This is a genomic window from Phyllobacterium zundukense, assembly GCF_002764115.1.
Classification (GTDB): Bacteria; Pseudomonadota; Alphaproteobacteria; order Rhizobiales; family Rhizobiaceae; genus Phyllobacterium; species Phyllobacterium zundukense.
This window is the reverse complement of the sequence record NZ_CP017940.1, coordinates 2,607,981-2,627,501: the sequence shown is the minus strand read 5'-3', so window position 1 is coordinate 2,627,501 and position 19,521 is coordinate 2,607,981. Positions and strand designations below refer to the sequence as shown.

20 protein-coding genes are annotated in these 19,521 nt (G+C 57.4%); 16 read left to right on the top strand and 4 right to left on the bottom strand.

Features of this window, described 5'->3' with window-relative positions; translation table 11 throughout:
- Positions 1-202: 202 nt before the first annotated feature.
- Positions 203-544 (bottom strand): hypothetical protein, encoded by a 342-nt coding sequence (locus tag BLM14_RS13195; RefSeq protein ID WP_237143362.1) that lies wholly within the window; start codon positions 542-544, stop codon positions 203-205.
- A gap of 404 nt (positions 545-948) precedes the next feature.
- On the opposite strand from BLM14_RS13195, the gene BLM14_RS13190 reads away from it, so the two are divergent.
- The 5 genes from BLM14_RS13190 to BLM14_RS13170 all read left to right on the top strand — a co-directional run bounded on the left by BLM14_RS13190 (position 949) and on the right by BLM14_RS13170 (position 5,125).
- The gene (locus BLM14_RS13190; RefSeq protein ID WP_133123956.1) at positions 949-1,233 is read left to right on the top strand and encodes a hypothetical protein; all 285 of its coding nucleotides are present in this window, start codon (positions 949-951) and stop codon (positions 1,231-1,233) included.
- Between the two features lie 149 nt (positions 1,234-1,382).
- Positions 1,383-3,641: an alkaline phosphatase family protein gene (locus tag BLM14_RS13185; protein ID WP_162293158.1), complete on the top strand. Its 2,259-nt coding sequence runs from the start codon at positions 1,383-1,385 to the stop codon at positions 3,639-3,641.
- Between the two features lie 81 nt (positions 3,642-3,722).
- The gene (locus BLM14_RS13180; RefSeq protein ID WP_099999768.1) at positions 3,723-3,935 is read left to right on the top strand and encodes an AbrB/MazE/SpoVT family DNA-binding domain-containing protein; all 213 of its coding nucleotides are present in this window, start codon (positions 3,723-3,725) and stop codon (positions 3,933-3,935) included.
- Positions 3,935-4,315 (top strand): type II toxin-antitoxin system VapC family toxin, encoded by a 381-nt coding sequence (locus tag BLM14_RS13175; RefSeq protein ID WP_099999767.1) that lies wholly within the window; start codon positions 3,935-3,937, stop codon positions 4,313-4,315. Before BLM14_RS13180 ends, BLM14_RS13175 begins: the two co-directional genes overlap by 1 nt.
- Positions 4,316-4,324: 9 nt before the next feature.
- A complete protein-coding gene (locus BLM14_RS13170; protein ID WP_099999766.1) occupies positions 4,325-5,125 on the top strand; it encodes a DUF1499 domain-containing protein in 801 nt (266 codons plus the stop codon).
- A gap of 190 nt (positions 5,126-5,315) precedes the next feature.
- Here BLM14_RS13170 and BLM14_RS13165 read toward each other — a convergent pair whose 3' ends face one another.
- The gene (locus BLM14_RS13165; protein ID WP_099999765.1) at positions 5,316-6,218 is read right to left on the bottom strand and encodes an MBL fold metallo-hydrolase; all 903 of its coding nucleotides are present in this window, start codon (positions 6,216-6,218) and stop codon (positions 5,316-5,318) included.
- 137 nt (positions 6,219-6,355) lie between these two features.
- Here BLM14_RS13165 and BLM14_RS13160 point away from each other — a divergent pair, with 137 nt between their 5' ends.
- The 5 genes from BLM14_RS13160 (at position 6,356) to BLM14_RS13145 (ending at position 8,928) form a co-directional block, all read left to right on the top strand.
- Entirely contained in the window at positions 6,356-6,943 is a 588-nt protein-coding gene (locus BLM14_RS13160) for a biotin transporter BioY (RefSeq protein ID WP_099999764.1), read from the top strand.
- Between the two features lie 75 nt (positions 6,944-7,018).
- Positions 7,019-7,249 (top strand): amino acid transporter, encoded by a 231-nt coding sequence (locus tag BLM14_RS13155; protein WP_204251960.1) that lies wholly within the window; start codon positions 7,019-7,021, stop codon positions 7,247-7,249.
- The gene (locus BLM14_RS32450; protein WP_257791398.1) at positions 7,246-7,368 is read left to right on the top strand and encodes a hypothetical protein; all 123 of its coding nucleotides are present in this window, start codon (positions 7,246-7,248) and stop codon (positions 7,366-7,368) included. The genes BLM14_RS13155 and BLM14_RS32450 overlap by 4 nt, the downstream gene beginning before the upstream one ends.
- A 12-nt stretch (positions 7,369-7,380) precedes the next feature.
- Complete coding sequence (gene puuE / locus BLM14_RS13150) at positions 7,381-8,307, top strand: allantoinase PuuE (RefSeq protein ID WP_100001302.1); 927 nt, start codon at positions 7,381-7,383, stop codon at positions 8,305-8,307.
- Positions 8,308-8,427: 120 nt separating this feature from the next.
- On the top strand, positions 8,428-8,928 hold the full coding sequence (locus tag BLM14_RS13145; RefSeq protein ID WP_099999763.1) for an ureidoglycolate lyase: 501 nt from the start codon (positions 8,428-8,430) through the stop codon (positions 8,926-8,928).
- 101 nt (positions 8,929-9,029) lie between these two features.
- Here the strand turns inward: BLM14_RS13145 and BLM14_RS13140 are convergent, their stop codons facing one another.
- Complete coding sequence (locus BLM14_RS13140; RefSeq protein WP_099999762.1) at positions 9,030-9,563, bottom strand: anthrone oxygenase family protein; 534 nt, start codon at positions 9,561-9,563, stop codon at positions 9,030-9,032.
- Between the two features lie 213 nt (positions 9,564-9,776).
- On the opposite strand from BLM14_RS13140, the gene xdhA reads away from it, so the two are divergent.
- From xdhA to uraH, 4 genes are all read left to right on the top strand, one after another.
- Positions 9,777-11,225, top strand: coding sequence for a xanthine dehydrogenase small subunit (gene xdhA / locus BLM14_RS13135; protein WP_099999761.1), 1,449 nt, complete (start codon positions 9,777-9,779; stop codon positions 11,223-11,225).
- A 184-nt stretch (positions 11,226-11,409) separates the two neighbouring features.
- Positions 11,410-13,722 carry a xanthine dehydrogenase molybdopterin binding subunit gene (gene xdhB, locus BLM14_RS13125; protein ID WP_099999759.1) on the top strand — a complete coding sequence of 771 codons (2,313 nt, stop codon included), beginning with the start codon at positions 11,410-11,412 and terminating at the stop codon, positions 13,720-13,722.
- A gap of 12 nt (positions 13,723-13,734) precedes the next feature.
- Entirely contained in the window at positions 13,735-14,238 is a 504-nt protein-coding gene (uraD, locus tag BLM14_RS13120; protein WP_099999758.1) for a 2-oxo-4-hydroxy-4-carboxy-5-ureidoimidazoline decarboxylase, read from the top strand.
- A 10-nt stretch (positions 14,239-14,248) separates the two neighbouring features.
- Positions 14,249-14,602 carry a hydroxyisourate hydrolase gene (gene uraH, locus BLM14_RS13115; protein WP_099999757.1) on the top strand — a complete coding sequence of 118 codons (354 nt, stop codon included), beginning with the start codon at positions 14,249-14,251 and terminating at the stop codon, positions 14,600-14,602.
- 228 nt (positions 14,603-14,830) lie between these two features.
- On the opposite strand, the gene BLM14_RS13110 is transcribed toward uraH, so the two are convergent.
- Complete coding sequence (locus BLM14_RS13110) at positions 14,831-16,021, bottom strand: DUF2793 domain-containing protein (protein ID WP_099999756.1); 1,191 nt, start codon at positions 16,019-16,021, stop codon at positions 14,831-14,833.
- Positions 16,022-16,640: 619 nt separating this feature from the next.
- Between BLM14_RS13110 and BLM14_RS13100 the strand changes: the two genes are divergently transcribed.
- Positions 16,641-18,509, top strand: coding sequence for a polysaccharide biosynthesis protein (locus tag BLM14_RS13100; RefSeq protein WP_099999754.1), 1,869 nt, complete (start codon positions 16,641-16,643; stop codon positions 18,507-18,509).
- 84 nt (positions 18,510-18,593) lie between these two features.
- Positions 18,594-19,520 carry a glycosyltransferase gene (locus BLM14_RS13095; RefSeq protein WP_237143361.1) on the top strand — a complete coding sequence of 309 codons (927 nt, stop codon included), beginning with the start codon at positions 18,594-18,596 and terminating at the stop codon, positions 19,518-19,520.
- The last annotated feature ends 1 nt before the right edge of the window (position 19,521 follow it).

Here is a 19,521-nt window from a genome sequence, read left to right as displayed (position 1 = left end):
TTGGCAGTAAGAGCAAAGCCCGGGTGTAAGAAATCACGCCGACAGGCGCGAAAACGGGAGGCTGCAACCGAGCTAACCAAAATCTCAACTCAGGGTGCAGAATCTCGTGCCAAAATCGGACTTTCTTGTATGAGATTCGCCAGAAATTTTCGAAATCTGACAGTTCTTGCAGATTCCTGTGCGAGAACCGGCCAAAAGCGTTTTACGGCCGCTGGCCTTTCATGACCGCCGCAAAGTCCTTGCCGAGTTTGCTGAGCAGCGTGTTTTCACCCTGTTCCGTCGTCACGGTCAGGCTCGTTCCGTCATTGCCAAGCATGACGAAGACCGTCTGGTCGGTGGAGCCGTCGGAGACGGAAACTGCGGCGATCCGCTGCTGGTCGCTATCCTCCGGCGCTCTGATATTGAAGATCACTTCGCCGCCGACAAGATCGGCGGCTTTGCGCAACGCACCGTCAAAACCGTCGGCAACGATATCCTGAGCGCCAAGCGCCAGTTCGACCTCTACAACTTCCAGCGAAACCGCTTTGCCAGCGTCAGGCATCATCTTCGGCCTCGTCATTCTTTTTTTGTGAAAAGCGGTTTGCGGTCCGCTCTCTGTTTCCTACCCTTGGGGTTCATACCCAAATCACTTCTGCGATGATGTCAGCTATGTGACAGCCGATCCACTCATAAAGTGTAAACGGCTTAAATGTCGTGCTGCGGTTGCGTCATCCAGTTTTCACATGCGGCAGGTATGTCGAGCATAGAGGTCCGCACCACCTTTTTAAGCGGGGCTAGATCGAATATTGCGCACGGCGTTTTGTCGTCAGATGAGTCTTTGATTTATTCCATTGGAGCAAGATTTTGAAACATCGTTTTTGCTTGTTACTTCCCTTGATTTTGATTTCTGCCTGTAATGGATCGGACTCCAAGACGGACGATAGTGTTTCCAGGTCTACTTTCGATGCGGTGAGTGCAGAACTCGGCAGAACCAAGGATGAATTGGCACGGGCGCTCAATGACAAGGCCGCACTAGAGGCGGATCAGGCCGAGCTTCGGGCAATCATTGAAAAGCTCAACCAGACCATTGCCAGCAACATAGACGAGCTGGATCGCCTAAGGGCCATCATCGACGGCAACCCCATTGTCCAAAAGCAGATCGAAGACCTGACAAAGGCAAATTCGCAATTGATCAGAGCACGCGATGAAGCAATCGAAAAGCTTTACCAGCTCGCGAAAAACGTCTGCGAGTAAATTGCATCTCGCCTACCAGCTTTAGCAGTTCCCGCGACTGGTAAGCAGGGACATCCCTAATGGATCTTACCGAATTACCACGCTCAGAATATTCATTTCATTTTCAGGAAGTACCATGGACAGACGCGATTTCATCAAGATGCTGGGTCTTGCCGGCACCAGTGCTGCCGCCTACACCGCCTGCGGCCTATATGCAGGAAGCGCTGGCCCAATCCGCAATGACAATCGACGAACTTTTGACGGACGATCAATTGCACTGCGAAGGCAAACTCGCGGATATCGAACATGTGGTGATCCTGATGCAGGAAAACCGTTCCTTCGACCATTATTTCGGCACTTTGCGCGGGGTGCGCGGCTTTGGGGATCCACGGCCATTGCGGCTCAGGAACGGCAAGCCGGTCTGGGAACAATCGAAAGGAGGAAGGCCCTATCGCCTGCCCAAGAAGCCAGCCTACGAATCGGGAATTATCGGGGAAACAATCGATGCGAACAGCTGTGTTTTCTTGCAGGACCCGGCTCATGGCTATGACACCGGTCTCTTGGCGTGGAATGGAGGTCTGAGCGACCAGTGGATCGAACAGAAAGATTTCGTAGCGCTGGCGCATTATGCGGAAGAGGACATCCCGCTCTATTTCAAGCTGGCGAAGGCGTTCACACTCTGCGATGCCTATTTCTGTTCACATAACGGTGCCACCGATCCGAATCGCAGTTTTTATTATACGGGCACCTGTAATGGTTTGGCCTCCAATGATTTTTTCAGCGGTTGGTCCGGCGATAGACCCGCTTGGAAGTCGTATCCTGAGAAGCTGGAAGATCTGGGGATCGACTGGAAATTCTATCAGGATGGGCTGACCTGGACCTCAGACGCTTTCGCCGGAAACTATGGTGATAATACACTGGAATATTTCGGACGGTATCAAGACAAGACGACCTCGATTTACAAGAAAAACCAGACAATAAATTCAATTCTGCGCACCGACCCGAATAGGCCATCGCAATTCGAACAGGATATATTGGACAATAAACTGCCGGAAGTTTCGTGGATCGTTGCGCCCGAAGCCTTCACCGAGCACCCGAAATATCCGCCGCATTTCGGCGAATATTACGTACATGAAATTCTGCGGGCATTTGCGGCGAACAAAGCGGTTTGGCACAAGACCCTATTCTTGATCACCTATGACGAAAACGGCGGATTCTTCGATCATGTCCTGCCGCCAGCACCGCCATTGAATGAAGGCCAGGGCCAGGTTTCGCCGGGAATCACATTGACGCCGCCCGGAGTGTCCCGCGATCTCAATTCGGAATATCCGGATAAAGTGTCTAAAGATCCGGATGTAGAAGCATTCTACGCCAAAGATAAACCGAATGTTCCGATTGGTATGGGGCCGCGTGTGCCGATGCTGGTCATTTCCCCGTGGAGCGCCGGCGGGCGGGTCTGTTCGGAGACCTTCGACCACACGTCGGTCATTCGCTTTCTCGATACCTGGCTCAGTGCCAAAGGCAAGCAGGCGAAGGATGCTCCGTTCTTCCCCAATATCTCCTCCTGGCGGCAGGCCGTTGCCGGCGACCTCACCAGCACGCTGGATTTCAACCGGCTCGGAACGACCGAGCTCGACAATCTGGTCGCTTCCACGCGGAAGGCAGTAATCCTGACCGGGACCGATCAGTCGAAAGCGCGCACTGTAGCTACATTCCACCCAGGAATTGCTGACGTCAACGCCGATCCGGATGCCAACAAGCCTGTTGCGGTCAAACAGGATAAGACGCGCTGCGAGATATTGCCGGTCGGCTATGATTTCCAGGTGTTTTTCAAATATGGAAAACACGGTGATGGCAAGACAAGGGTGGAGTGGGTCATCAGAAATTCCGGCCCGCTTGGCGCATCGTTCTATGTCATTCCCTATTCCCGGACTGATCGACCCTGGCGCTACAGCGTAGAAGGTGTGAAGCCAGGAGGGACGCCGGTCACTGTATCGGACTATGCCCAGATTGCCAGTGGCGATTATGCCTACGCCATCCATGGCCCCAATGGCTATCTGTTCGAGTTCGCAGGTTATTCCCTGGATACAGTCCAGATGCAGCTTCCAAATATCACCGACATAAAGTCGCAGGACGAAGGAAAGACGATCCAGTTCACCTTCGACAAATGGCCGACAGCCAATGGCAGGCTGAAGTTGGTCAGCGCCTATACGGGCTATGAGGCCGTCATCGAGAACGGGACCGCAAGCGTCGGCATTACTACAACGGACGGTTGGTACGATGTTTCCTTCGTCGATGCGGCCAATACCAATCGCTTCCTGCGCCGCTATGCCGGGCATATCGAGAACGGCAAGATCGGCAAGAGCGACCCGGCCATCGGCCTTCAATATGACGAGACGAAGCGGATATATGTTGCGGTGACAGCATAGCGATTGCACGCTGGGCTTTGAGAAAGTGTCGAGGTGTGCTATTTTCTTACCGGATTGTTATCGATCGGAGAAAAGTACGACATGCCTGACACTGCAACACTTTCGACGAAGTTCCAGATTTCGATTCCGAAAGCTGTTCGTACTGCGCGTAAATGGAAGGCCGGGCAGGAGTTTGTCTTCATTCCGAAGGAAACAGGGGTGTTGCTTATCCCTGTTCCCGAACAGGCTGACCTCGCGGGGATTGCCAAGGGCGCCACGTCGAAGAACTATCGCGACCGCAAAGACCGGTTCTGATGCGCCTCGTCGATACGTCAGCCTGGATCGAATGGCTGATTGCATCTCCCACCGGGAAAATAATAGCACCTCTCATGCCGGCGCGGGACGATTGGCTGGTTCCGGCGATTGTACAGCTCGAACTTGCGAAATGGCTTACCCGGGAGCTAAGTGAGGACAAGGCGGATCAGGTCATTGCTTTCACCCAAATGTGCCGTGTTGCACCGCTCGAGACGAAGATCGCTCTGGCGGCTGCAGCGATTTGCGTCCAGCATAAACTTGCGACTGCCGACGCAATTGTTTACGCGACTGCATTGGAATATGACGCAGAACTTTTGACGTGCGACGCACATTTCGACGGACTGCCCGGCGTCACGTTCATTGCGAAGATCAGCGCCTGAAAGGAACCCATGCGAACGCATTTCCGACGCCGCCAATCGATTTCAGCCAAGTGGTCGGTGCGCTTCGCTTTTCTTTCCGCGATCCTGCTTGTGCTCTCAAGCCTCGGGCATCGATTCGAGCAAATCGAAACGCCGGAATTTCTCTGGCTGCTCGCCATTGTCGCCGGCCTGGCGTTGCTGGCGCTTTTGCTCAGCCTCAAGGGTTTTACCAGCGTATGGCGCCGTGGCGATCGCGGTTTTCCGAGTGCCTTCTGGGGCGCGGTTATTGCGCTGGTTGTGCTGGCGCCCTTTGCCAGCACGCTCTATCAGGCGCTCGCTCTGCCAACGATATACGACGTCTCGACGGATATTACAGACCCGCCGGATCTCTTTGCCGCCGCAGGTCAGCGGACGGAGCGCATGAACCCGCTCGTCAATGACGAGGAAAGCCGCGGACTTCAGTCGAGTGCCTATCCGCAGGTGACGGGCCGCCGCTATGATGGGTCGCCAGACCGGATACTGACTGCGGTCAATACGGTCATCGCCAATAATGGCTGGACGATTGTCGAGCAGAAGGGCGAACCGGGCGTAGATGAGGAAATCCTGCTCGAAATCGTCGCGCGTACCTGGCTCATGGGCTTCACCAGCGATGTTGTCATCCGCCTCTCCGACGAAGGCGAAACCACCTATGTCGACATGCGCTCGGTCTCTCGCTACGGCATCCATGACCTTGGCGAGAATGCCGACCGCATCACCGCCTTCATGGCTGCGCTCGATGCGGAAGTCCAAAGTGCCCAGCCGGAAGAGGAAACCACTCAGCCGGCGCAGTGAATGCTCGTCGGCTTTGGATGGACGGCGCCGCTGCTTTCTCCCCTTTGTGGGGGAGAAAGCGCAAGAGGGGATTTGCTATACCAACTCCCCCTCACTTGGATTTTCCAAGGATTTAGCGAAGAGGCTAATCCAGGAAAATCCTTTCTCTCCCACAAGGGGAGAGATAATCGGCATCGACTGCCGGGATATCTCAAACCCAATAAACCCCATCGATGGCAGGGTTTGCCTCGGTCTTTACACGGCCGCGGGCGACCAGGTCCTCCAGATGCGCGAGCACCGAAAGGCCCGCTGCGCCGTACAGGCGCGGATCGGTTTCGCGGTAGATCGCCTTGACCATGGCGGGAATGGTGCGGTCTCCGGATTTCACCCGCTCCAGAATGGCGCGCTCGCGCATCTTCCTGTGCGCTTTCAGGCCCCGCACGAATGTCTTCGGCCTGGTCACCGGACCACCATGGCCGGGAAAATACACACGGCTCTCCAGCTCCAGCAGGCGGTCGAGCGACGCCATGTAGTCCGACATGGAACCATCGGGTGGCGCGACGATGGAGGTGGCCCAGGCCATGACATGATCGGCGGAAAACAGGATGCCCGTTCCCTCCAGCGCGAACACCACATGGTTTGCCGTGTGCCCGGGCGTATGGATCGTCCGCACCGCCCAACCGTCGCCGTCGATCAGCGAATTATCGGGTGCAATCATATCGGGGACGAATTCGATATCGCCGCTGGCGTCGAGCAGGTTGATCTCGCCGATGTGCAGGGCGCGGGCCGGCCGGTGCGGGCCCTCGGCCACGAGAATGGCGCCGAGTTCATTCTTCATCACCGTTGCCAGCGGCGAGTGATCGCGATGGGTGTGGCTGACGAAAATATGGCTGACCGGCCGGCCGGCGATGGCTTTGAGCAGCGCTGCATGATGCGCGTCGTCGATGGGTCCAGGATCGATCAGCGCCAGTGTGTCCTGCCCGACCAGATAGGAGTTTGTGCCGTGGAATGTGAAAGGGCTGGGATTATTGACCGTGATTCGTTGCACATTCGGCGCAATATCGACGGCTTCGCCATAGTGTGGCGCAAAACTACTGTCGAAAACGAGAGACATTAATGGATACTACCTTTGTAGGGCTTTCGACGTATTGCGGTGCGACATAAACCCCAATATACCGTTTTCATGACGTGGCGAAAGCCGACTTGGGGCGAAAGCCGACTTGGGCGAAAGCCGATCTGGAGGTTAATCAAATGATAGCAGTTCAAACCCGTTCCCTTGCCGAAGAATTCCAGCCGGAAGGCCAGCTTGCCAAGGCTGTCTGGTACGTTTCTCTCGCCCTCGCCGGAACGGCGCTGATGACCCTGGCCGCCAAGACCAAGGTCGACATGGTGTTCGTCAACGTAACGATGCAGACCTTCGCTGTTTTTGCTATCTCCGCGGCCTATGGCTCACGCCTCGCCGTTGCCACCATGGCGCTCTACCTGTTTGAAGGTGCGCTCGGCATGCCGGTATTCACCGGAACGCCAGAAAAGGGCATTGGCCTTGCCTATATGGTCGGCCCAACGGGCGGCTATCTTCTGTCCTACCTCGCAGCCGCATGGATTGTTGGTCGTGCCGCCGACAAGGGCTTCGCCCGCAATCTGGTCTTGCTCGGCGTGGCCATGTTTGCTGCTGAAGTGGTCATTCTCGGCATGGGCTTCCTTTGGATGGCCTATCTGCTTGGCTTCGAGAAGGCCTTTACCTTTGGTGTAGGACCTTTCATCGTTGCCGACATCCTCAAGCTGGCCCTGGCAGCTGCCATTGTCCCGGCGGTGGGTTCGGTGTTCAAGCGCCGGTGATACCGGCGCTTCATTTTTGACCGCGCGATTTTATTGAAGTTTTTCCGTAATTTATTGCTTCCACCCGGTGTAATATTGGATATTTTTACCACGGTCTTTAATGAGCAGAAAAAGCTCACGGCGACATGGCTGAATGGATTATCCGTTGCCTTGTGGGCCGTGGGCGGATTAGCGCCGCTGGCGTCAAGCATCTATAATGCAAATGGGCCAAGTGCTTTGATCGCAATCGGCGCAGCTATTTGTATTATGGTTGCGACTGCATTACATTTGTATGCAAGACGAACATTGAGAGGGTTAAAACCGTGACGTTTGAACAGTTTATGCTCTTCATGATCATGCCGGTAAGCGGGTTGCTCATGGCAGCCTTCGTGATGTTCGTTACACGCAATGACCATCGCGACGACAAGCCAAAGCATTCGAAGTAACCGCGTTTGGCCTTGTCCGACTATCCCCGCAATCTGATTGGCTATGGCCGCGACACGCCCGACCCGAAATGGCCGGGCGGCGCCAAGATTGCCGTGCAGTTCGTGGTCAACTACGAGGAGGGCGGCGAGAGCTCGATCCTCGACAATGATCCGGCGTCGGAGAGCCTTTTGTCGGAAATCGTCGGGGCGCAAGCCTGGCCCGGCCAGCGCAATCTCAACATGGAATCGATCTACGAATATGGTTCGCGCGCCGGTTTCTGGCGGCTGTGGCGCATGTTCACCCGCCGCAAGCTGCCGGTTACCGTCTATGGCGTGACGCTTGCCATGGCGCGCAATCCGGAAGCGGTTGCTGCCATGAAGGAAGCGGACTGGGAGATCGCCAGTCACGGCCTGCGCTGGCTGGAATACAAGGACTTTCCCGAAGAGATCGAGCGCCAGCATATTCTCGAGGCGGTGCGGCTGCACACGGAAATCACCGGCTCGCGGCCGCTCGGTATCTATCAGGGCAAGCCTTCGGACAATACGCTGAAGCTCGTCATGGAGGAGGGCGGATTTGTCTATTCCGCCGACAGCTATGCCGACGAACTGCCCTATTGGGTCGCGGGACCAAAGGGGCCGCATCTGATCGTACCCTATACGCTCGACGCCAATGACATGCGCTTTGCGACGCCGCAGGGTTTCAATTCCGGCGACCAGTTTTTCACCTATCTGAAGGACACGTTCGATGTCCTTTACCGCGAGGGACAGGAAGGCGCGCCGAAGATGATGTCGATCGGGCTGCATTGCCGGCTTGTCGGGCGTCCGGGCCGCGCCGCCGCACTGGAGCGGTTCCTCGACTATGTTCAACACCATGAAGAAGCCTGGATCACACGCCGCATCGATATTGCAAGGCACTGGCATGAAAATCACCGGCCGGAGCCCCCTGCCAATTCACCCTGATGGACATCTGATGCGATTTTCTCCGCTTCCGGTGCTCACGGACCAGTACGTCCGCTGCGCTCCGGTTCTCGAAAACCACACCAGCTGCCTCATCAGGCCGAATTCTCAGAGGTCTCCGATATGACGATTGCAAGCATTGACGTCCGGCCGCTGACGAAGGCGGCGTTCGCGCCATTCGGCGATGTGATCGAGACCGAGGGTGCCGAACTGCGCATCATCAACAACGGCACGACAGAACGTTTTCACGACCTCGCCACTATCGATGTGGCGGGCGACAAAGCGCGGGTGCTGGTCAATATCTTCCGGGGCATGGCTTTTACGCCGCCCATCGATATCCGCATGCTGGAGCGCCACCCGCTCGGCAGCCAGGCCTTCATGCCGCTGCAGAACCGGCCGTTTCTGGTTGTTGTGGCGGAGGATGCGGGAGGACGGCCGGGACACCCCGTCGCCTTTCTGTGCAAGGCAAATCAGGGCGTCAATTATGGCCGTAATGTCTGGCACCACCCGCTGATTTCACTTGAGGAAGCGTCGGATTTTCTCGTGATCGATCGCGGCGGCGAGGGTGATAATCTCGAAGAGTTTTTCTTTGACGATGTGGTTTACAGGATCGAAGAATTCTAGAGCACTTCCGCTAGAGAGTCGCGGAAGTGCTCTATCTCTTTTTCTTAGGCATTTCCGGACGGGAAAACCGCTTCACACTTTTCCTGGAAATGCTTATCGCATTACGCGGTTCGACTGTCCCGGCCGGCAAAGAAGATTGCAGCTCCAACCAAAGCCAGACTCAACGCGCTGAACAGGGTCCGCAAAGTGTTCCACCACGTCCAAGGATCAGAATAATCGCCCCAAATTTTCTCCGGCTGCGAGGCAGTTGAGAGATCTACTCCGGCAAGCTCATTGTTCATGGGAACATTAATTGCAAACGTGGGCACGAATGCGCCAAGGATATAGATGACCGCGGCCGCCAGCATGGCGAGGCCGGCACGTTTGCGCCCGATGACCAGAAAGGCCGCACCAGCGGCAATCGCAGCCAAGGGCGTGCCGAAGAACGCTGGAGCAAACATTGCATTGCGAACAGTGGCATTGATTCCCTGCATGGCGGTGATTGCATTTTGCGGCGCAACGGCATCGAGACCCCGCATCACTGAAACGGAATAGGCGTAAAAAAAGCCGGTGATCGCGCCGGTCAGCACGAGTGTCGTGGCGGACAGCAGGGCGGCGATGCATATCCAGAATGCGTTGTACTTGGGTTGTGTCATGAGCTGCTCGCGGGTGCTTAAGACAATCAAGGATCGTGAACTGGACGGCTGAAAATCAGGTCGAATATGATCGAATTTATGCGGTTAGCATAAGCGAAATACCGGCAAAATTACAATTGGAAAAGTTGCTGACCAAGACGAGCGGATGACATCGCCGCTCTCCTGTTCGTCCTGCCTCTTGACGCCCGAGCGTAGCCGGTTGAAGCTGGCATCATGTCACAAACGATACGTTTTTTTCTCAATGGTCAAACGCAGGAAGCCTCGGTCCGGCCGGATATGACAGTGCTGGACTGGCTGCGCAGTGCGCCGCGGCTGACCGGCACCAAGGAAGGTTGCGCCGAGGGCGACTGCGGGGCTTGCTCGGTTCTGATCGGCGATCCGGCAGGCGATGGCGTGCACTACCATGCCGCCAATAGCTGCATTCTCGCCATGGGCCAGATCGACGGCCGTGCCATGGTGACCGTCGAGGGTCTGAAGGGCGAGCAGCTGCACCCGGTCCAGGAGGCAATGGCGGAAAACGGTTCGTCGCAATGCGGCTTCTGCACGCCGGGTATCGTGATTTCGCTGGCCGGTCTTGCAGCGCAAAAAAGCGCTGCGGGAGCAGGACTTGCCGCAAGCAACGCCCAGGCGGACGATCAGGACATCCACGATGCACTGGCAGGCAATCTTTGCCGCTGCACCGGCTACCGGCCCATCGTCGAAGCCGCGCGCAAGGTGATTGGCGCCGGCGGTGCGACGATCGCCGGGCCGCAGGTAGCCGCCTTTGCAAAAATTGAGCCGCACGCAACGATCTCAGCTTCGGGCTCGACATTCCACCAGCCGGCTTCGCTCAATGTGCTCCTGCAACTGCGCAAGGAAAAGCCGGAGGCGATCCTGCTCGGCGGCGGCACCGATCTCGGCGTTGCCTTGGCCGATTATCATTCCGACTGGGACGAGGTGATCTCGCTCGCCCATGTGCATGAACTGCGTGCCATCCGGGAAACCGAAAATCATCTGAGTTTCGGCGCTGCGGTGACGTGGGAAGAGGTGCTGGACCGCGTCGCGGGCTTCTACCCGTCTTTCGCCACGCTCATCCGCCGCTTCGGCTCGACACAGATACGCTCCATGGGAACGATCGGCGGCAATATCGGCACAGCGAGCCCGATTGGCGATGGTCCGCCGGCGCTGATGGCGCTGGGAGCCGAGGTCGAGCTTGCCTCGCTGAGCGGTCATCGCTTCCTGCCGCTCGAGGACTTCTTCCTCGATTATCGCAAGACAGAATTGCGCCCTGACGAGGTGATCGCATCGGTGTCGATCCCCAAGCCAGGCGAGGGACAGGAGTTCCGCGTTTACAAGATCTCCAAGCGCTACGATCAGGATATTTCCACCGTCTGCGCGGCGTTTTCGATCGTCCGCGAAGAGGGGCAGGTGCGCAGCGCCCGCATCGCCTTTGGCGGCATGGCGGCAACGCCGCAGCGCGCCGGCAATGCCGAACAGGCACTGGTCGGCAGCAGCTTCGACCGGAAAGCAATCGACGCCTGCGCTGCCGCCATCGCGGCGCAATTCAAGCCGCTCACCGACTGGCGCGGCAGTGCCGATTACCGGCTTAATGTGGCGGCAAATCTCGCCGAACGCTTCTGGCGCGATGTGGCTGGCGAGACCGTGGAGGTGATGGCGCTGTGATGAGAGATTTGTGCGCTTCAGTTCACCCCCCTCTGTCCTGCCGGACATCTCCCCCACAAGGGGGGAGATCAGTCTTCATACACGGGGATGCCAATATTGAACGTCGAAATTTGATCAGAGCGGGTCACCCTGGTCTAATCTCCCCCCTTGTGGGGGAGATGCCCGGCAGGCCAGAGGGGGGTAGATGACCGTCGTCACGCCCCACATCGTCCACCGCAGCATCGTCGGCAAAGGAATTGCCCATGATTCCGCCGCGCGCCATGTCTCGGGCGAGGCGAATTACATCGATGACATGCCGGAACTGCCGGGCACGCTGCATGCGGCCTTCGTCCTGTCGCCGGTAGCGCATGGCAGGTTGAAGGGTTTTGATGCATCCGAAGCGCTGGCGATGGACGGGGTTGCCGGCGTCTGGTCGGCGAAGGACGTGCCCGGTCACAATGAAGTCGGGCCGATCCTCCATGGCGAGACGCTGTTCGCCGAAGACATTGTCGATCATGAGGGCCGGGTGATTGCCGTCGTCGCGGCGCGGGATTTTGAAACGGCCTACCGTGCAGCAAAGCGCGTCAAGCTGGACATCGAACCACTGGAACCGGTGCTCGACGTAGAAGAAGCGCATCGGCGCAAGAGCTATGTCCTGCCGCCACAGGAGGTGATCGACGGCGACGTCGATACGGCGTTAGCGAGTGCGCCACATGTGTTTTCCGGCAAGCTGCACATGGGTGGGCAGGATCATTTCTATCTGGAAACCCACATTGCCTATGCCATTCCCGGCGAAAACGGCGAAATGCTGGTGCATTCCTCGACGCAGCATCCGACAGAGGTGCAGCATCATGTGGCCGGTATCCTTGGCCTTCACGCCAATGCGGTCGAATGCCAGGTGCGCCGCATGGGCGGCGGCTTTGGCGGCAAGGAAAGCCAGCCGACGATCATTGCCGGCGCCGCGGCGCTGGTTGCTGCCAAGACCGGCAAGCCCTGCAAGATGCGGCTGAAGCGCCGCGATGACATGGTGGGCACCGGCAAGCGTCATGACTACGTCGTTAACTGGAGGGTGGGCGTGGACAATAGGGGCCGCATTCGTGGCCTCGATGTCGAATATCTGGCGCGGGCTGGTAACTTGCCGGACCTGACTGGACCGGTCATCACGCGCACGCTGACCCACACGGACAACTCCTACTTCATTCCGCATGCGCGCTTCATCGGCCATGCCTGCAAGACCAATACCGTGTCCAACACGGCGTTTCGCGGTTTTGGCGGGCCGCAGGGCATTATCACCATCGAATGCATCATGGATACGATCGCCCGCGAGCTGGAGCTCGATCCCAACAATGTCCGTGCCATCAATTATTATGGCGACGATACTGGGGACATGACGCCCTATGGCCAAAAGGTAGAGGACAACCGCCTCGTCGAGGTGACCGAGGCAGTGCTCGCTTCGGCGGACTGGCAGCATCGCCGTGCCGAGATCGATACGTACAATGCGCAAAACCCGGTTATCCGGCGCGGACTGGCCATGATGCCCGTCAAGTTCGGCATCTCGTTCAATTTGACATCGCTCAATCAGGCCGGTGCACTGGTTCACGTCTATCTGGACGGGTCGATCTTCCTCAACCATGGCGGCACGGAAATGGGGCAGGGCCTTTTCGTCAAGGTTGCACAGGTTGTCGCCGAGGTGTTTCAGGTCGAACTCGACATGGTACGCATCTCGTCGACCGCGACTGGCAAGGTGCCCAACACCAGCGCGACAGCCGCTTCGACCGGTTCGGATCTGAACGGCATGGCCGCCTTCAAGGCGGCGACGGCAATCAAGGGACGCATGACCAAGGTGGCCGCCGAGCATTTCGGCGTCGAAGAGGATGTCATCGTCTATCGCGAGGGCCGCGTCCACGCCGACAATGAATCGATTTCCTTCGGCGAGCTGGCGAAGATGGCCTGGGCCAAGCGCGTTCAGCTTTCGGAAGCCGGGCACTATGCGACACCGAAAATTCACTGGGACGGCAAGACGATGAAGGGCCGGCCCTTCTTCTATTTCAGCTACGGCGCTGCGGTAGCGGAGGTCGCCGTCGACACGCTCACTGGCGAAACGCGCTGCCTGCGCGCCGATATTCTGCAGGATGTCGGCTCGCCGCTCAATCCCGCCATCGATCTTGGCCAGATCGAAGGGGCTTTCGTGCAGGGCATGGGCTGGGTAACCTGCGAGGAACTCTGGTGGGACAAGACAGGACGTTTGCGCACCGTCGGACCATCGACCTACAAGATACCGGGGTCGCGCGATGTGCCGCCGGAATTCAATGTCCGTATTCTCGACAATATGCCGAACCGCGAGGAGACTGTGTTTCGTTCCAAGGCGATCGGCGAGCCGCCGCTGATGCTCGGCATATCGGTCTGGCTTGCCATTCGCGACGCCATCGCTTCGATCAGTGGTGACGTTCCGCAACTGGATTCTCCGGCAACGCCGGAAAATGTACTGCGCTCGATAAGGGGAAGCAGTACAAACTAGGACGGAGGGACTATGACGCTTGAACAATTGAACAATTCAAGCACAGAGGATTTTGTCACGGCGCTCGGCGGGATTTTCGAGCATTCACCGTGGGTGCCTGAAGCTGTGGCGGGAATGCGTCCGTTTTCCAGTATTGAACGCTTGCATGAAGCAATGGTGGTTGCTGTGGAAAAGGCTGGTCAGGTTGCCCAGCTCGGGCTCATTCGCGCTCACCCGGATCTGGCCGGAAAAGCAGCACGGCAAGGCAGCCTGACGGCGGAATCGACCAGCGAGCAGAAGGGCGCCGGTCTTGACCGGCTGACCGATGACGAATTCCAGGAATTTCATCGCCTCAACAATGCCTATCAAAGCCGTTTCGGCTTTCCGTTCATTCTTAGCGTGCGCAGCCATGACAAGCACTCGATCATGGCGGCGTTCCGGCAGCGCCTGAACCACAATGCCGGCGAGGAGGTCGCCGAAGCCTTGCGGCAGATCGCTCTGATCGCGCGTTTTCGCCTTCACGATTTGATTTCATGAGAGGCATTTGATGGGAAAGTTATCCACGCATGTCCTGGATACAGCTGCAGGACGCCCTGCATCCGGCATGGCCCTCACCCTGCACCGGATCAACGAGAACGGCCGGGAACTGCTCAAGACAGTCGTAACCAATGCGGACGGTCGCACTGACAACCCCTTGCTGTCACCGGATGAAATGAAGGTGGGCCGGTACGAGCTGACCTTCTTCGTCGAAGAGTACTTCAAGCACAAGCTTGTTGCATTGGATAAACCAGCCTTTCTCGACGAGGTTCCAATTCGCTTTGCCATTTCCGATGTCGAGGCGAACTACCATGTGCCGCTGCTGGTGACGCCGTGGTCGTATTCGACTTACAGGGGCAGCTAGCTTGAGGGATGCAGAATTGAGCACCGATTATCTCCCCCTTGTGGGGGAGAAAGCGATTTCAGCACCTTAGCCACTTGGCTAAGTGCTAGAAATCGCAAGAGAGGGGATTTGGAACGCCCCATCAAGATCCCCTCTCTTGGATTTTCTAAGGATTTAACAAAGAGGTTAAATCCAAGAAAATCCTTGCTCTCCCACAAGGGGGAGAGATAATCGGCACCGTCTATTTCTTTACCCATAAAGCCCGATCATAGTGAAACTGCGGTCCTCATCCGCATTGAAAATGATGAGATTGCATGCGGAAACGGGTGAGCGGTCGGTGCAGCGGATGGTTGACTCTCCATTGGCACCGGCGCTTAGCAACACGCCGTCTTGCGCGAACACCACGCCAAACAATTTTTGCATGAGCGGCGAAATATCGACGGCGATATTCTTTCTGGCTGGATCGACGATCTGGATCGTATCGGCGACGGACCACTGCCTGACGTGTTCGGCATTCGACACCTGCAATCCATTCAGGGCCGTATCCCATTTGGCCCAGGCCGATTGTGCCGGGGATCTGGTAGTATTCCAGATGCGCACCATCGCCATGCCGCGCATGCTTGACCCGAAAAACATCGCTGCGGCGTTGGTTATAAAGGTCAGGATATCCGAGGTAACCGAGGCAAGCTTGGCGCTTGGCGGATTCTGGCTGCCTGCCATTTGATAAATGGTGGCTTCCGGCTCTGCGGCGGGCAGGAAGATCAGGCCGGATTGCTTCTTGCCGGTGGCCGCATGGGCGATGCCACCGGGAAAACTGGCGATACCGGTTGCGCTGTCGGCGACCATGGCGTCGTGCCACTGATTGCCGTCGGCACTGGTCTTGATACGGAAATCGCGGCCCCACATCGTGCCCATTTCGGCGCGGCCCTGATAATTTGATTGGAAAAGCAAGGATGCGGCCTGGGTGTCATCCGCCCTGTTGATTTTCAGTTGGTGTCCTCCACCCGCGTGGTCGAACAGGGAGGCGGAACTTTTCAGCGACAGCCGGTTGGTTTCATCTGCAATCGTATTGATGCCGACGCTCGGAACAGGGTTCGTCCCGGTCTTCACTTCGGTCCAGATCGTCTCATCGAAAACCACAAATTTGCGCTCAGTCATTATCCAGGCATACCAGCCGTCTTGCGGCGGGAAGAAGGTCCAGGCTCCGTCCTGCCAGGCAGCAACCTGGTTGTCCTTGCCGGACCAGAAGCCTGATGCGGCAGGTCCCGCGATATGGCGGTCGCCTTCCTCAGGCTCGAGCGGCGGCTCGGTGAGGGCCCGGTCTATCACGACAAGCTGTACCAGGGCATCGAGCGCCCGGATGGCCTCGTTATGGGTAACATGCTTCTGCGCCTGCGAAGGCGCGATATAGGGCAATCTAAGGTTGGGAGTCTGGTCCATGGGGCTGTCCTTTCAGCTTTTCGCCAAGTGGACAGATTCTAAGGCCATTCGAAATCTGTTGGATAAACAGCCAACTGCGGGGACAACCTGGAAGGTCGCGTAGCGGAATGGATGCAACCCTGCATTCGTTGTCGTCTGCAGAAAATCAAACCATGGTTTGCAGGTTTACAGGCGCAAGCAGCAGCACTACTGCGCCACGCGTCCGCGGGACGCGTAAAGGACGCAGTAGCACCCTTTAGTGGCGCATAATCCTTTCCAAAAATCGAAGATGATTTTTGGGGTTATGCGCAGCCAGCCGGTGTATTCGGAGAGGATGGGCCGCTCCGACCGAGGCGAGGGCCTCGCTGTAAACTCGGAGGTGAACACTATGTGGTATCTGCCATTTAGCGTCACCCTTACAATGAAAAAGACCCGAAGCAGCTGGTTACTGTCTCTTCGGGTCAATTTCATAAAGTAAGGAAGGAGGGGCGGGCGAAAGTCTGCCCCTCTCTCCGATCCGCAATATAACGAGTTTCCTGTTGATTTCCAAGCACGCCGTGGTTGATCACCAAACGAGCATTGCATTTTGGTTGCCCTATGTTACTGGTCTGGGCGTTTTATTCCTGAACACCGAGGATCAATGAAATTGGAAAATTTTCGGCAAAGCATCTCGATGATGCCGCGTCGTTACAAGCAACTGATCCTTGTCGCTTTCGACGTGGTCACGCTGACATTTGCGGTTTGGCTCAGCTATTTGCTGAGGTTCGGTTCATTCTTCATTCCGAACAGCGAGCAGTCCCTGTTGATGATTGCCGCACCGTTGATCGGAGTGCCGGTGTTCATTCGTTTCGGCCTCTATCGCGCTGTCATCCGCTATCTGCCCGACAGGGCGATCTGGACGATGATGCAGGCTGTGACAATCTCGGTCATTCTCTGGGTTTGCCTGGCGTTCCTCACGCTCATGACGGGCGCTGCAGGTGTGCCGCGCGCCATTCCATTCCTTTACTGGGTACTGAGCATCGCATTGATTTGCGGCAGCCGGTTTGCCGCCAAATGGCTTCTTTGGAGTCCGCTACGCGAAAAGATCATGGCGAGGCAGTGCCTCATATTCGGGGCTGGTGATGCCGGCCGGCAATTGGCCAACGCTTTAAGGGCACAGAACGAGGTCTTCGTCGCCGGTTTCATTGACGACGACAAGAGCCTGCAGGGAATGGATATTCTCGGTATCCGCGTCTACAATTCCTCGCAGATCGAAACGGTGATCGACAATTTCGGCATCAACGAAATGATCGTGACCACATCGTCCCTGAGCGGGATCCAGCGCCGCAGGCTGATTGGCAGGTTGAAATCCCTCGACGTCAAGGTGCGCATCCTTCCGGCGATTTCCGATCTGACCGCCGGCAAATATCTGGTCAGCCACCTGCGCGATATCGATATCGACGATCTGCTCGGCCGTTCGCCGGTGCCCGCGGACCCTATCCTGCTCGACAAGACGGTGGAGAACCGGGTCATTCTCGTCACCGGCGCCGGTGGCTCGATCGGCTCGGAGCTTTGCCGCACCATCGTCAAGCTTGCGCCGGCCAAGCTGGTGATCTTCGATCTCAACGAGCACAGTATCTATCAGCTCCAGCGTGAATTGATGTCGGTCAGCGATTGCCTGATCGTCCCTGTCCTCGGTTCCATCAGCGATGCGCCATTGATCAGGACGGTCCTTGCCGAGCACAAGGTGGAAAACGTCTATCATTGCGCCGCCTACAAGCACGTTCCCCTCGTCGAGGAGAATGTTGTCGAAGGCGCCCGCAACAATGTGATCGGCACCGATGTGCTGGCTGGACTGTCCCGCGAGGCCGGTGTGAGAAACTTCGTTCTCATCTCGTCCGACAAGGCGGTACGACCGTCGAATGTCATGGGCGCCACCAAGCGCTGGGCCGAGCTCATCGTCCGCCATAACGGCAATGAGGCGAGCAAGCATGGCACCGGACAGGTCTTCGCATCAGTGCGTTTCGGCAATGTGATCGGGTCGAGCGGTTCGGTCGTGCCGCTGTTTCGCGAACAGATCGCCAGTGGCGGTCCGCTGACCGTCACGCATGACGACATGACACGCTACTTCATGTCGGTGCGCGAAGCGGCAGAACTGATCATTCAGGCGGGTGCGCTTTCGGAGGGCGGCGATATTCTGCTGCTCGAAATGGGCGAGGCCGTGCGCATCCGCGACCTGGCGGAAAACATGGTTCTGCTGGCCGGCCTTTCGGTCAAGGACATCTCCAATCCGGAAGGCGATATCGAAATCATCACGGTTGGCATCCGGGACGGCGAAAAGCTGCACGAGGAGCTGTTCTATGACCCTACCGGTGTCTCGCCGACGAAACATTCGAAGATTCTCCGCGCCAAACGCAGCATCAATTCCGTGGATCATCTGCCGGGCGCCGTCGCCGAATTGCGCCAGCTGATCGCGCAGCAGGACGCGGATGCGGTTCGCAAGCTGTTGTTCGAGGGCGCGAGCGCGTAGCACTGTCCGTTCAGGCATGACCTCAATCTTGGCAATTTTGATGTGCAAGAGCAGGGGCACTGAGTCGGAAGACAGGGTTGAACAGTGTTGAAACGCACACCATCATCTGGAAGGGTTGCCGTCCTGCTTGCAACCCGCAATGGCGCGGCGTTTCTGGACGGTCACCTGGCCTCGATCGCGGCGCAAACCTATCCCGACATCGATCTGTGGGTGTCGGATGAGGGAGCGGCCAGCGAGACAATCGCAGTCCTGCAAGCCTGGGCCAGACGGTGGACCAAGGGGCGGATGCGAATCTTGCACGGGCCGGTCGAGGGCACGGCGGAAAACTTCCGTTCGCTGATCATCAATCCTGACATCCAGGCGGACTATTTCGCCTTTGCGGACCAGAGTGATCTCTGGGAGCCGGACAAGGTGGCCAATTCCGTTCGCTGGATCGAGCATCATGCCTTTGCCGTTCCCTCGGTGTTCTGTTCGAGCAAACAGCTGATTTCAACCGGCGGCGCGGTGTTGGCTTCCTCGCCCGCATTCATGCGTGATCCTGATTTTCGCAATGCGCTGGTGCAGAACATCGCGCCGGGAAATACGATGCTTTTCAACCGGATGGCACGCGATCTTCTCGCCGAATCCTGCCGGAAGGCCGAGTTCTCCAGCCATGGCTGGTGGCTCTATCTGATCGTCTCCGGGGCAGGCGGCGTCGTTCATTGCGACCCGCAGCCTCTCGTGCGGGAGCGGCAATTAGACGGCGGTACAGGTTGGGGTGCCTGGGTTTCGCGCGCACGGCAACGGCTTGCCGGCCGCTTCGCCGAACAGGCCGACCTCAATGTGCAGGGGCTGGTCCGCAACCGTGATCTGTTGAGTGATGAAGCCCGGGCAACCTGCGACCTGTACTGGAAGGTCAGGTCCGACAATTTCATCAAACGGCTGTATTACCTGCACAAATCCGGCGTGTACCGGCAGACTGCATGGGGCCAGGCAGGGCTTTATCTTGCCGCGCTCTTGCGCCGCCTTTGAG